At 70.2% G+C, this 13,309-nt stretch carries 11 protein-coding genes and 1 pseudogene; 6 read left to right on the top strand and 6 right to left on the bottom strand.

The genetic code is table 11. The features are described from left to right. Positions 1-5 precede the first annotated feature (5 nt). From OEB96_RS41150 to OEB96_RS41165, 4 genes are read left to right on the top strand one after another with little or no spacing between them, the layout of a single operon-like run. The gene (locus OEB96_RS41150; protein WP_266222417.1) at positions 6-1,256 is read left to right on the top strand and encodes an ABC transporter permease; all 1,251 of its coding nucleotides are present in this window, start codon (positions 6-8) and stop codon (positions 1,254-1,256) included. A 17-nt stretch (positions 1,257-1,273) separates the two neighbouring features. Beyond that, positions 1,274-1,975, top strand: a complete 702-nt coding sequence (locus OEB96_RS41155) for an ABC transporter ATP-binding protein (protein WP_266222418.1) — start codon at positions 1,274-1,276, stop codon at positions 1,973-1,975. A 27-nt stretch (positions 1,976-2,002) separates the two neighbouring features. Then, entirely contained in the window at positions 2,003-3,493 is a 1,491-nt protein-coding gene (locus tag OEB96_RS41160) for a hypothetical protein (RefSeq protein WP_266222419.1), read from the top strand. 37 nt (positions 3,494-3,530) lie between these two features. Next, complete coding sequence (locus tag OEB96_RS41165) at positions 3,531-4,316, top strand: sulfite exporter TauE/SafE family protein (RefSeq protein ID WP_266222420.1); 786 nt, start codon at positions 3,531-3,533, stop codon at positions 4,314-4,316. A gap of 77 nt (positions 4,317-4,393) precedes the next feature. Here OEB96_RS41165 and OEB96_RS41170 read toward each other — a convergent pair whose 3' ends face one another. The 5 genes and pseudogenes from OEB96_RS41170 to OEB96_RS41185 form a co-directional block, all read right to left on the bottom strand. Then, complete coding sequence (locus OEB96_RS41170; protein WP_266222421.1) at positions 4,394-4,564, bottom strand: hypothetical protein; 171 nt, start codon at positions 4,562-4,564, stop codon at positions 4,394-4,396. A gap of 24 nt (positions 4,565-4,588) precedes the next feature. Further along, positions 4,589-4,771: pseudogene (locus OEB96_RS46765) on the bottom strand (transposase); the annotation flags it as partial. An 88-nt stretch (positions 4,772-4,859) separates the two neighbouring features. Beyond that, positions 4,860-5,780 (bottom strand): hypothetical protein, encoded by a 921-nt coding sequence (locus tag OEB96_RS41175; RefSeq protein ID WP_266222422.1) that lies wholly within the window; start codon positions 5,778-5,780, stop codon positions 4,860-4,862. A gap of 459 nt (positions 5,781-6,239) precedes the next feature. Next, positions 6,240-7,829: a DUF4419 domain-containing protein gene (locus tag OEB96_RS41180; RefSeq protein ID WP_266222423.1), complete on the bottom strand. Its 1,590-nt coding sequence runs from the start codon at positions 7,827-7,829 to the stop codon at positions 6,240-6,242. A gap of 380 nt (positions 7,830-8,209) precedes the next feature. Beyond that, complete coding sequence (locus OEB96_RS41185; RefSeq protein WP_266222424.1) at positions 8,210-8,869, bottom strand: response regulator transcription factor; 660 nt, start codon at positions 8,867-8,869, stop codon at positions 8,210-8,212. Between the two features lie 325 nt (positions 8,870-9,194). Between OEB96_RS41185 and OEB96_RS41190 the strand changes: the two genes are divergently transcribed. Together OEB96_RS41190 and lon are read left to right on the top strand one after the other, a co-directional pair. Beyond that, a complete protein-coding gene (locus tag OEB96_RS41190; RefSeq protein WP_266222425.1) occupies positions 9,195-10,127 on the top strand; it encodes a S1C family serine protease in 933 nt (310 codons plus the stop codon). Between the two features lie 95 nt (positions 10,128-10,222). Then, positions 10,223-12,607: an endopeptidase La gene (lon, locus tag OEB96_RS41195; protein ID WP_266222426.1), complete on the top strand. Its 2,385-nt coding sequence runs from the start codon at positions 10,223-10,225 to the stop codon at positions 12,605-12,607. A gap of 78 nt (positions 12,608-12,685) precedes the next feature. Here the strand turns inward: lon and OEB96_RS41200 are convergent, their stop codons facing one another. After that, complete coding sequence (locus OEB96_RS41200) at positions 12,686-13,276, bottom strand: hypothetical protein (protein WP_266222427.1); 591 nt, start codon at positions 13,274-13,276, stop codon at positions 12,686-12,688. Positions 13,277-13,309 lie beyond the last annotated feature (33 nt).

A 13,309-nucleotide genomic window follows, 5' to 3' on the forward strand; every position in this document is an offset into this window, starting at 1 on the left:
GACGCATGGCACGGGCACGACTGGCGACGATGGCGTGGCGCAACATCTGGCGCAATCGACGACGCACCCTCATCACCCTGTTCGGGATCGTGTTCGGCGTGTTCATGGCCGTGCTGTTCACCGGCATCGGCGACGCGACCTACGGGCAGATGATCGATCACGCGGCTCGCCTGGGCGGGGGGCACGTGGTGGTGCAGCACCGCGAGTATCAGGACCTGCCCACGGTCAAGAAGACGGTGACCGATGCTCCGGCGGTGGCAGCGGCGGCGATGGAGCTGCCGGGCGTTCGCGAGACCGCCACCCGCATCACCGGGGCAGCGATGCTGTCGACCGCCAAGAACAGCGCGGGCACGTTCTTCATCGGGCTCGACCCCGCCCACGAGACCGACGAGACCTTCGGGCTGCTCGACGCCACCTGGGAAGGGGAGATGCTCGCCTCGGCCGACCAGGAGCACGCGGTGGTGCTGGGTCGCGGCCTCGCCAACAACCTCGAGGCCAAGCTCGGCTCCAAGGTGGTCTACACGGTCACCGACGAAGAGGGAGAGATCGTCTCGGTGCTGGTGCGCGTGGTGGGGATCGTGGAGACCGGTGCGCCGTCGCTCGACGCGGGTCTGTGTCTGCTGCCGATCGACGAGATCCGCAAGCACCTGGGCCATGAGCCGGGCGAGGCCACGATGGTGGCGGTGTTCCTGAACGACCATCGCGACGCCGCGACCGTTGCGGAGGGTCTGGCCTCGCACGTGCCGCAGGACGCGGTCGCGCTCACCTGGGCCGAGGCCCAGCCCGACCTGGCCGGCTTCATCGCCATGAAGGAGGGCGGGGCCAAGGTCTTCGAGGTGATCATCATGGTGCTGCTGGCCGCGGGCATCTTCAACACGCTGTTCGTCAGCGTGATGGAGCGCCTGCGCGAGTTCGGCATCATGGCCGCGGTCGGCTTCATGCCGCGGCAGCTGTTCGGCCTGGTGATGTGGGAGAGCGCGTGGCTGGCCCTGGTGGGGCTACTGGGCTCCGTGCTCGTGATCGCCGGGCCCTACTACCACCTGAGCACCAAGGGCATCGACTACTCCAAGATGATCGGCGAGGGCGGGGCCGAGGTGGCCGGGGTGGCGATGGATCCCATCCTCTACGTCCGCATCCATCCCGAGAGCGCGCTGGTCATCGCCGTGGTGGTGGTGGCGGCCACGCTGGTCTCGGGGCTCTACCCCGCGTGGAGAGCCGGGCGGGCCAACCCGGCGGATGCCATCCGGCTCGTGTAGCTCGAGGAGAACGTGTGATGTCGAAGGAAGCAAAGCCCATCGTCGTGCTGCAAGACGTGCACAAGACCTATCGGCAGGGCGAGATCGAGGTCAAGGCGCTGCGCGGGCTCGACCTGACGGTGGAGCCCGGGGAGTTCCTGGCGATCACGGGGCCCTCGGGCTCGGGCAAGACCACCGCGCTCAACCTCATCGGGGCGCTCGACGAGCCCTCTTCGGGCAAGGTGATGGTGGACGGACGCGATCTCGGCGCGATGGGACGGGCCGCACGCAGCCGACTGCGCCGCGATCGGATCGGCTTCGTGTTCCAGGCCTACAACCTCATCCCCGTGCTCACGGCCTACGAGAACGCCGAGATGGTGCTGCGCCTGCAGGGGACCGACGAGGGCTCGCGGCGCGAGCGGGTGATGAGCCTGCTGCGCGAGGTGGGGCTGGGCGGCATGGAGGATCGCCGACCCACCCAGCTCTCGGGGGGGCAGCAGCAGCGGGTGGCGATCGCCCGGGCGATCGCATCCGATCCCGCGGTGACGCTGGCCGACGAGCCCACCGCCAACGTCGACTCGGCCACCGCCGACAAGCTGCTCGACATCATGGAGCGGCTCAACCGCGAGCGCGGGGTCACCTTCATCTTCTCGACCCACGACGCGCGGGTGATGGAGCGGGCTCGTCGAGTGGTCCGGCTGGTCGACGGGCGGGTGGAGAGCGACGAGGTTCGCGCCTAGGCCCGCGCCTGGGCGAGGTGGCGCGTCATGGGGATCGAGGGGCTGCTGGCGCTTTGGTTGGCCAGGGCGGTGGCGTCCGAGCCGGAGCCGGCGGCGGCGGCGGTCGAGACCGAGGCGGTGGACGCGGAGGCGGAGCCCTCGCCCGAAGATGGTGAGCCCCCGTCGGTTGCGCCCGAGCTCGAGCCCCTGCCCGAGCTCGAGCCCCTGCCCGAGCTCGACGCGCTGCCGCAGCTCGATGCGTTGCCCGAGCCCGCGACCACCGACGTGGCCACCGCCGGCTCGCCCGCGGCATCCGAGCCCGCGACCGACGAGCTGCGCGTACGCGACGTGATGAGCGGCAGCTTGCGCTTGGTGGGAGCGTTCATGCACTTCCCCCCCGGGCTGGAGGCGATCTACCCCGCGGGGGACGATGCCCTGTTTGCGACCGTCGGCCGGGTGATGGTCGATCGCAACTGGCACGACCGCTTCGGCCTCGAGCTCAACTACTTCATCGACGTCAGCCGTTCGCCCGCGGTGAGCGGGACCGGGGGGGCGTTCGGCACCGCGGGCTCCACCGACAGCGTCTATCGCCAGCCGCTGCTGTCGTGGACGCTGTGGGAGGACGGCACCGTGCGAGGCACGTCGGGGGTGGACCGCTTCGCCTTCGACGCCAAGCTGGGCTCGGTGACGCTGAAGGCCGGGCGCTTTCCCGTGTCGAATTCGGTGACCTCGTTCTTCACCCCCAACGACTTCCTCGCGCCGTTCTCGGTGACCGCGGTCAACCGGATCTACAAGCCGGGCGTCGATGGGATCTCGGTCGGGGCGGCGCTGGGGATGATCGGTGCGGTGGAGGTGACCGGGGTCCTCGGCAACGATGCCGACGGCGTGCCCACGTGGGGTCGCAGCGCCGTGCTGGCGCGCGCGAGCGTGCTGGGCGGCGGCTTCGAATGGGCGCTGCTCGGCGGCAAGCTGGCCGAGCGCTGGGTGGCGGGAGGCTCGTTCCAGGGAGGCATCGGGCCCGTCGGGCTGCATGGCGAGGGGCACCTGGGCGTGCCCGACGTGCAGGGTGATGGCCACGACGACGGCGATGCACCCTTGCACGTGCGCCTGGCCGTGGGTCCCACCCTCAACGTGGGCTGGAAGAGCCTGACCCTGGGGGCCGAGTATGCGTTCTACTCCGATGGCGCCAGGGAGCCGGCCGAGCTGATCGAGCGGGCGGGGCGGCTGTTCCCCGACGACGTGCCGCTGCTCGGTCGGCACATGGTGGGGGCGGTGGCGGGGATGGAGATCATTCCGATCCTGCGAGCCAACGTGCTCGCGCTGGTGGACGCGGGGGATGGCTCGGGACTGACCGGCCTGAGCCTGGCCTACAGCATCGCCGACGAGGCCGACCTGCTGCTGGGGGCGTTCTTGCCATGGGGCGAGGATCCGGTGGTGACGCCGACGGCCGATCCCATGACGCCGCTGATGCTCCAGCTCGGCAGCGCGTACGGGGCCAGCCCGCTGGTGCTGTATCTCGAGGCGCGCACGTTCTTCTGATCGGCGCCGGGCCGTCCTCGCTGCTAGAGTGCCGCCGATGCTCGCCACCGACGCCTTCCTCGCGGGCCAACCCCCCTGGGTGGGGCTGGGTGCCCTGGTGGTGGCCGGCGCCATTGCGAGCGTGATCAACTCCATGGCCGGCGGCGGATCGCTGCTCACGCTGCCCATGCTGATGGCGGTGGGTCTGCCGGCTGGCCTCGCCAACGGCACCAACCGCGTGGGAGTGGTGGTGCAGGGGCTGGCGGCAGTGATCACGTTCCATCGCCGTGGCGTGCGCGACTATGGCCTGGTGGCACGCTTGCTGCCCGCGATGATGCTGGGAGCGGCGGGCGGGTCGTGGCTCGCCACCCGCCTGGGCGACGATCTGCTGCGGGTGGTGTTCGGGGTGATGCTGGCCGGCTGGGCCGTGTTCCTGGTGCTGCGCCCGGGGGGGTTCCTCAACGTGCCCGAGCAGCCGCGCAAGGTCGGCCCGCTGGCGCTGGTGCTCTCGGTGCTCATCGGGGTCTACGGGGGCTTTCTGCAGGCCGGGGTGGGCTTTCCGTTGCTGGCGCTGCTCGTGCCCTACCTCGGCTACCCGGCGGTGCGGGCCAACGCGATCAAGGTGGCGCTGGTGCTCGGGTTCTCGCTGGTCTCGCTGCCCGTGTTCGTGCTCGCGGGGCAGGTGCAGTGGCGCGAGGGCCTGGCGTTGGCGGCCGGAGGCATGGTGGGTGGGTGGCTCGGAGCGCGCTTGCAGCTGCGGGCCGGAGCGACGCTGGTGCGCTGGGTGGTGGTGGTGGCGGTGGCGGTCAGCGGAGTGGCGATGCTGCGCGGGGCGCTGGGGTGACGAGGCGGGCGTGACGAACGAGGAGCGCCCGCGCGGCCTGGGGCCGGGCGGGCGCTCGAAGGTGGAAGCCGATGGGGCTATGCGGCGTTCGAGGTGGGAGGCTCGACTGCGTCGTCGTCGGTGGCGTCGTCGTCGGTGGCGTCGATGGTGACGGCCGGGGTACGACGGCTCGAGTTCAAGAAGCCGAGGCGGCGGCGGAGGTTGCTGCTCGGGCTCGACGAGCGCTCGGTGTCCGTCGCTTCGTTCACGTCACGGGACGCCTTGCTCCTCTTGGTCGTCCGGCTCGCCTGCACCGCCGGTCGGGTATCACGACCACGCCAGTTGCTCACCGTCGCCTTCGGGACACCGTGATGCCTCGCTGCTTCCACTACACCCATTCGCTCGGCGTCCCGCAGGATCTCCGCACGCTCGTGCTCGGTGTACCTTCGTCTCTTGCTGGGTTGGCTCCTTGCCATCGCTCGTCCGTTCGGAGCCGAGCACCCACCCCAGGGATGTCCGGGGTTTCAGGTCTCCAGCTCCGTGGCCGATGTTCGGCAAGGGCAACTAGCCTTCTCGACGCGCCGCCTGAAGGAATTGCGCGGGCGCTTGGCCGAAGAGGGAGTCGAGCTCGCGGTTGTAGCCGAAGACCGCGTGGGGGAGGCGCTCGCGGAGGGCCGAGAGAAGCGGATCCGGCTCGAGCTGGCGCAGATTCATCTCGAAGCGATTCCCATCGTCGAAGCAAATGAAAACGTTGAAGTTGCGGATGCCATCGACCTCGATGATGTACTCGTAGACCCAAACGATGCGCTCGGGAGTCTCCTCGAGAGAGCGCACGATGGCCGAGCGACTGGGGTCGAGAAGAGGGATCGCCCGGGCGAGCACGAAGAGCCCGAAAAGAACTCCGACGCCGCCGAGCCCGACCAGGAAAACGACCGAGCCCGTGCCCGCGTCTTCATCGACGAAGGGGACGACGCCGACCAACACGCCGAGCAACACCAACAAGGGCCCTCCGAGCAGGCGCGCATTACGTGTTTTCTTCACCATGAAGATGAAAATGCTCTTGGGATCGTTGCCGGCTGCAGCGAAGGCGCGGCGCTCCAAGATGGGCGCGACGAATGCCCAGATCGCGAGGAGAAGCCCAGCGAGCGCACCCAAGAGCAAGAGCTTGCTCGGCGGCGAGAGCGAGAACTCGGGCTTGCCCTCGCGCATCACGAGCGGCGCGCCGGGCGAGAGCTTCTCGCGCGCGGCAGCCGGGATGTCCTCGTCCACGTAGGGACCCACCCAGCCGTCGGCGTCCTTTTCCCACGGGGAATCAGGGTCGTGAATCTCGTACGTGACCTCCGCGCCTTCGACCATCACCACCCGCCCCTCCTTGGGCGGCGCAGCCATGGCACGCTCGTACGAAGACGTGAGCGCAAAGAAGGGAATCAAGCACGCGATCATCACGAGGACGCCGGCGGCAGAGAGCAGGAATTTCATCTTCATCAATTTTTTCGTCCTGACGGAGAGAGCCCATCCATGATTCTGGCGCCCTGGGTCGGAGGTCCGCTGAGAACGCTTCAGCGAACCGCCGCCCCGCAATGCCCCCGGCACTCGTCTCGTTCGCAATGGGACCGCGCCCCAAACCCCAGCGTCCGCTTCGCAGCCCCTCCTGGATCTACACGACCCCCGACCTTGCCCCAAAGGCCCCGCCCTCGGCAAGCAAGCCCTTGGGCCGCTCGGGTGAACTCCGTTCTCGACCATGTGGGTCGTGGAACTGGGAGCATCACCTCGGGCCGCAGCTCGACGTGGCGAAAGTAGAACGCCGAGGCCGACCAGCACTGAGCGCGCGACCTCGGGCTCAGCACACCGCTGCGGTGCAGGAGCGAGCCGCCGTCGAGCCGGTTCCCGAGGTCTTCCATGACTCGGACAGCGCCGCCTGAGCGGCCGGGGCGGGCCTTGCCGCTACGGCCCGAAGCACCGCCCCTCGCTGTCGAGGATCCGCTCGAGGATCTCGTGCAGCGCTCCGACGAACGACAGCCCCTCGAGTGACCCCTGATGCCGGATCTGCACGTTCCCGAGCTGGGCGTCGAGCTCGTCTGGTAGCAGCACGCCATCGTCGAGCATCTGCTCGTACTTGCGGATGGCTCGCGCGCTCGCCTCGTCGGGCATGCAGTAGGCGGCCGGGAGCACGAACCATCCGCGATGAGAGCAGGCGATGCCGCGGCCGTCGGGGAGATCGATCAGCAGGCTGTAGTACCCGGTCACTCCGCGCTCGCGGTCTTCCAAGAGGATCTGCTGGATCCGCGCGGAAGAACGGATCGTCCACACCGCGGAGCCGAACACCAGTCGTGCCGAGTCGATCCGGGAATGGAGCTGCGCCAGCGGGCTCATGCTCCGCTGGGTGTTGGTCTCGCGTACGGGCTCGTGGGGGTGGTCGGCGATGATCCGATCGATCACGTCGTTCATCCGATCCCAGGCACACGCATCGCCCGGGTCGCCGGCGAGCACGGCGAACCCGGAGAACGGGCACAGCCGGCCCTCCTCGTCCTGCGACACTCCACACAGCCCGCCCTCGATCCAAACCAGGCGCGTGTGACCGGTGACGTCCGCCACGCGCACCGAGATCCGCGAAGGGTTGCTGGGCACGGAGTCGGTGGTGATCGACCCGATCCCGACGTGCGGCTCGTTCGTGCGCGCCAGCATGTCCTCGTGGGAGACCTCGAGCATGGGGTTGGGCTGGTCGTACACGCCGTTGGCCCCCACGTAGGGGTAGAGCCGCCCGATCCAGCCCGCGATCTGATCTGCGCCGTAGGCCGAGCGGGGCTTGTAGATCTCCTGCCAGAACCGGGTGTCCACCCGTCCCTGCGTGGCCGCCACGAACTGCGCGAGGATCGGATCGAGCGAGCTGGCCCAGCGCTCCAGGCCCAGCTCGGGCAGCAACGCGACCCGCTCGCACATCGTCTCCCAGTCGGCCGTGGTGCCGGTGATCGTGATCTTGGGGATGCCGCAGATCCCCACCGCGAGGTAGCTGAAGTACTTCGAGAACGCGTCGAGCATCACCACCGCCGCGGCGGAGCGGTCGAGCGCGGTCGAGGTCGAGTAGTCGCACGCGAACCAGCGTCCCCAGCCCGGCCCGACCTCGGCGATCACCCCGTCGCGCAAGCGATCGACCAGCTCCATCCAGGATGCGACGTCCTCGGGCAGCGCCCCCAGCTCCACGCGGATCGTGCGGCGTCCCTGGCGATGGCGGACCAGCCGCTCGCGCAGCGCTTCGGCGTGCCCCTGCACGTGGAGCGCGACTCCCTGCCCGATGGTGAGCCACAGCGCCTCGGGGGTGAGGACGAGCGGCCGATGCTCCGAGAACGCCAGGTGCACCGCCATGAGCAAGGGGTGCACGCCGCGGGTGTCCACCGACGGCCTCGACCCGTCTCCCGCGCAGGCGAGCAACGCGGTCTGGGCCTGGGCGGCCACCCGCTCGGCCCAGGGGAGCGTGGGCAGGGGCATCGCGGCGGGCAGGACATCGTCGACCGGGAACGTCGTCGTTGCGGACACGCTCGCAATGTATCGCGTCGGTGGCCCACATACCGCGGCGAGGCGCTCACCACCGCGTGCGGCCGACTGGGGATCGGGCCGATGTTCGGCAAGGGCAGCTACGGGCCTTGGAGCCTTCCGCCTCGTGATCGAGGCGGCCCCAGTCTTCCCCCATCTTCTCATCCGCCCCGAATGGCTCCACTGCATCGAACGGCTCTAGCACCCGCTCGCTGCGGTCGCCGGCCAGAACCCATCTCGCGGGCGACGGAGAAGGGCCGGCCACCCACCGCGGCCAGACGTTCGTTGCGCCGCACCCAATCAGCCAGCTCGTGAATCTGGGAGAAGTCCTGAAAGCTGATGACCTGCGGGATCGACCCTTCGGTGAGGCCGATGGTGCCCCCTCACACCAGCACCACCCCCAGCTGCATCGCCTTGACCACCGCCTCGGTGCGGCTGTGGACGTCGAGCTTGCCGAGGATCGCGTTGACGTGGAACTTGACCGTGTGCGCGCTGATGCCGAGCTCCTCGGCGATCAGCTTGTTGGACATCCCCGCCGCCACCAGCTCGAGCACCTCGGTCTCGCGGGTGGTCAGCGCCTCGACCTCGACCCCGGTGGCATTGGGACCCTCGGGGCGAGACGCGGTGCGCGGGCGATCGTCGAGCAGCACCGGATCGATCACCGCGAGCCCTTGCAGCACGGTGCCGAGCGCATGGACCAGGCGCTCGGTGGAGATGTCTCGCCGTAGGATCCCGAGGGCGCCGGCGGCCAACAGCTCGCGGGTCGAGGTGCCGTGGGGCGCGAGCGCGACGACCGGGACCGGGAAGTCGAGCGTGCCCGCGCCCGGGGCCACCGGACGCGGCCCGAGGTCCCACAGCACGAGGTTGGCCTCGGTGTCGTCGAGCGCATCGGGGATGTCCTCGTGGGTGGACGCCTGGCCCGCGGCCGTGTCGGCGAGGCGCGCGACGAAACCCTGACGAACCAGGGGATCGTCGCCCACCACGAGCGCTCGCACCTCGGGCTCGAGCGCGAGCAAGGGATCGGGCAAGGAGTGCGTTTGCATGCGAAGGGGCTCCTGCTATCTGGACCGAGCGCGACGAGACTCGGACATCGTAGCTCGGACCACGCAGGGCTCGTGGCACGACGACAAGACAGCCCCTTCGGTCACGGCTGGCCACCATGGGTCGGCGCGCTGTGCGGTCAAGGGGACCCTGACCAATCTCGCCCCGCTGTCGCCCGCCAGACCGAGGATTCCCGCCCGTTCGACCGGGTCGGCCCCCGCGGGCGGGGAGCCGCGAGCGGGCCGGCGGCCGCGTGGAGCCCCCCGTTCGGCCGATGGCGATGCCGCGACGAGGGTTCACGATGTCGTCGTCCCAGGAACCCAATCCATGAATCTGCCCACCTCCTCCGACCCCTTCGTGTCCCTCGTCGACCGCGCTTCGCCGGCCATCGTGCGCGTGGACGCGCCCCGGCAGGGCGGGGCCACCGGCCTTCTGTGGTCCGATGACGGCCTGGTGGTGACCGCTCACCACGCTCTATGTCGCGACGAGCCGCTGTCCGTCACCCTGGGCAGCGATGCAGAGCCCCGGCCGGCCCGGCTGCTCGGACGCGACCCTGCCACCGATCTCGCGGTCTTGAGGATCGAGGCCGCCGAGCCGGCCTCCGATCCCGAGTCCGAGGCCGCCGAGCCCGAGGTGCTCGCCGCTCCGACCTGGCGCGAGGCCGAGTCGGTGCGCGTGGGCGAGCTCGGCCTCGCGCTCGCCCGCCCGGGCCGCACGGTGCGAGCGGCGCTGGGCCTGGTCGCGGTGGTGGGCGAGAGCCTGCGAACCCCCGCGGGGCGCTCGTTGACCCCCTACGTGGAACTCGATCGCACGCTGCCGCGTGGGTTCTCCGTGGCTCCGCTGCTCGATCTCCAGGGGCAAGTGCTCGGGCTGGCGACGGCGGGCCTGGCTCCCCACGCAACGGTGCTACTCACGGCAGGAGTCGTGCGACCGGTGATCGACGCGATCGTGGCCCACGGGCGCGTGCCGCAGGCGTTCCTCGGGGTGGGGGTATCGCCCGCGCGACTGCCCGCCGAGCTGCGCGACCAGCTCGGCCAGAGTCATGCGTTGGCGGTGGTCGGCCTGGCCGAAGGAGGTCCCGCGGCCACGGCGGGCCTGCTCGTCGGTGACCTCATCCTGGCCGTGGCAGACACGCCCGTGCGCTCGCCTGCCGGACTGCGCGCGCGGCTGGCCGACCGGATCGGTCAACCCGTCGCGCTTCGCCTGCTGCGCGGTGGCCAGACCACCGAGCTCGAGATCACCGCCGGCGAGCGCCGGTAATCGCCACCGGCGGGTCGACGTCTCCAAGCAAGGAGCAGGGCCCGCCCCGCCCCAGACCACCAACCGCCATCGACCGCCACGAAGAGACCAAGACCATGCCCAGCCAAGACCATCCGTCCACCTTCCCCCTCCTGCCCCTTCGCCGCGGCGTGCTGCTGCCCGGAACCACGCTGAGCGTGCCGATCGGCCGCAAGCGCTCGGTCGCGCTCGTCGAGAGCCTGCACGTGGGCGATCGGCTGGGCGTGGTCGTGCAGCGCGACCCGGCCACCGAGGAGCCCGTGCTCGCCGACGTGCACATGGTGGGCACCTATGCACGGGTCGAGAAGATCTCCCGCGGGCGAGACGGACGAAGCTTCCGCCTCGTGCTCGAGGGACTCGAGCGATTCGAATTGCAGGCGATCGAGCAGAGCGACCCCTACTGGTTCGGGCGGGGAGACCCCGCGCCGGATCGCGACGGCGGCGAGGAAGCACGGGTGCTGGCCGAGGAGATCCGCACCCACCTGCGCCGTGCCGTCGGCAACCAGCACCCCACGCTCAGCGAGATCGTCGAGTCGTGTCGCGAGCCGGGCCTGTTTGCCGATCGCGTGGTGTCGGCGCTCGACGTCGAGCGCGATCGCGAGGTGCAGATCCTGCTCACCCTCGACGTGGCGGCGCGCCTGCGGCTGACCGCCGAGATCATCGCGGAGGCCAAGGCCCGCTGGGAGCTCAAGCAGAAGATCGGCAGCGAGGTGCGTCGCGAGCTCGAGAAGGATCAGCGCAAGCACCTGCTGCGTCAGCAGCTGCGCGCGATCCAGAAGGAGCTGGGCGAAGGAGGTGATGCCGAGGACGCGCTGGCCAAGCTCGAGGAGCGCCTCGATGCAGCCGAGCTGCCCGAGGAGGCGCGCGAGGTGGCCGATCGCGAGCTCGCGCGCCTGCGGAGCATCGGGCAGAACTCGCCCGAGTCGCACGTGATCCGCACCTATCTCGAGTGGGTGGCCGATCTGCCCTGGAACAAGCGCGCCGAGCTCACCGGAGACATCGACGCGGTGGCCCGCAAGCTCGACGAGGATCACTACGGGCTCGAGAAGGTCAAGCAGCGCATCCTCGAGCACCTGGCCGTGCTGCGGCTGTCGGGCAGCAACAAGGGGCCGATCCTGTGCCTGGCCGGCCCGCCCGGGGTGGGCAAGACCTCGCTGGGCCAGAGCATCGCCGACGCCACCGGGCGCCCGTTCATCCGGGTGTCGCTGGGTGGGGTGCGCGACGAGTCGGAGATCCGCGGGCACCGACGCACCTACGTGGGGGCGCTGCCGGGGCGGCTGGTCAACGCGCTGCGCAAGGTCAAGGTGAAGAACCCCGTCGTCCTGCTCGACGAGGTCGACAAGCTCGGCCAGGGCTGGATGGGCTCGCCCGAGGCGGCGCTGCTCGAGGTGCTCGACCCCGAGCAGAACAAGACCTTCACCGATCACTACCTCGAGCTGCCGTTCGACCTGTCGGAGGTGCTGTTCATCGCCACCGTCAACTCGCTCGAGCCGCTGTCGGCTCCCTTGCGCGATCGCATGGAGATCATCCAGCTCTCCGGGTACACGCCGCAGGAGAAGCGGCAGATCGCCCGGCGGCACCTGGTGCCCAAGCACCTCCACGAGCACGCGCTCGACGAGGACGCGCTGACGATCGACGACGAGCTGCTCGACGTGATCATCCGCGACTACACCCGCGAGGCGGGGGTGCGGCAGCTCGGTCGCGAGATCACCAAGCTGTGCCGCACGCTGGCGCTCGAGGTGGTGCGCGGCACGGGCAGCAAGGAGCCGCGGCTGAAGGTGGATCTCGACGCGCTGCGCAAGTCGCTGGGCAAGCCGCGCTTCTTCAACGAGGTGGCCGAGCGCAGCTCGGTGCCGGGGGTGGCGACGGGCCTGGCCTACACCCCGGTGGGCGGGGACATCCTCTTCATCGAGACCTCGCGCAGCAAGGGCAAGGGGGGCCTGCAGATCACCGGGCAGCTCGGTGAGGTGATGCAGGAGTCGGCCAAGGCGGCGCTCAGCTACGTGCGCAGCCAGGCCGAGCGCCTGGGGATCGACCCGGCCGACTTCGAGGGCCACGACGTGCACATCCACGTGCCGGCGGGCGCGGTGCCCAAGGATGGGCCCTCGGCGGGCGTCACCATGTTCACCGCGCTGGCCTCGCTGCTGTCGGGGCGGCGGGTCCGACCCGACACGGCGATGACCGGGGAGTGCTCGCTGCGCGGGCGCGTGCTGCCGGTGGGTGGGATCAAGGAGAAGGTGATGGCCGCCCACCGGGCGGGGATCGAGCGGGTGATCCTGCCGGCCCACAACCAGCGCGACGTGGACGACATCCCCGAGGACACGCGTGCGGCCGTCGAGCTCATCTTCGTCAGTGACATGATGCAGGCCCTCGACGCGGCGCTCGAGCCCGCTCCCGACGCGACGCTCGGGGTGGAGGCCGAGGTGAGCGGCAGCGGACGCTGGTCCAGCGACGTGGCCTGAGCTGCGTTGCCGCAGCGGCAGCGAAGCCGACGAGGGCGAGGTCGAGCGCGCGGGCTCGGGCTCGCCCTCGCCCATCCATCATTCGCTGGCGCAGGAGCCCTGGCAGCACTCGGGCATCAGGCACAGGCTGGGGTCGCCCGCCATCGCGATGAGCGGCATCTGTCGGCACTCGTAGCCGGGACGGGAGCACTGCATGTCGTCGGTGCAGATGATGGCGCAGCGCTCGAACTGGCCCGAGACGCCGATGCAGGCGACGCCGCCGTCCGGGTTGCAGTCGGCGGCGTCGGCAACGACGCTCGAGGCGCCCGGAGGCAGCACGCAGGGCTTGGAGCAGTAGCCGCCCGGCAGCTCGTAGACCACGGCCATGAAGTCGCAGACCGCATCGGGGTCGCCGATGAGGTCCTTGCACTCCTGGTCGGTGGTGCAGGCGGCTCCCCAGGTCTGCATCACCGACTCGGTCGCACCATCGGTGGTGTCGTACTCGATGTTGGCCGCGCAGCCGAGCACGGCGGAGTCATCGGCGGCGGTCTCGTCGGCCGTGGCGGTCGCGTCGTTGCTGCCCGAGTCGTTCGCGGTGGCGGTCGCGTCGTCCTCCTCGGCGGCGGGACAGGCGAGCGAGATCGAAACGACAGCGAGAACGAGAGGCCAGGCGCGAGGGATCGAGATCATGGAGGTGACGGTACGGAGGCGGACTGCGGGGGG

Source organism: Paraliomyxa miuraensis, from assembly GCF_026337845.1.
GTDB lineage: Bacteria > Myxococcota_A > Polyangia > Nannocystales > Nannocystaceae > Paraliomyxa > Paraliomyxa miuraensis.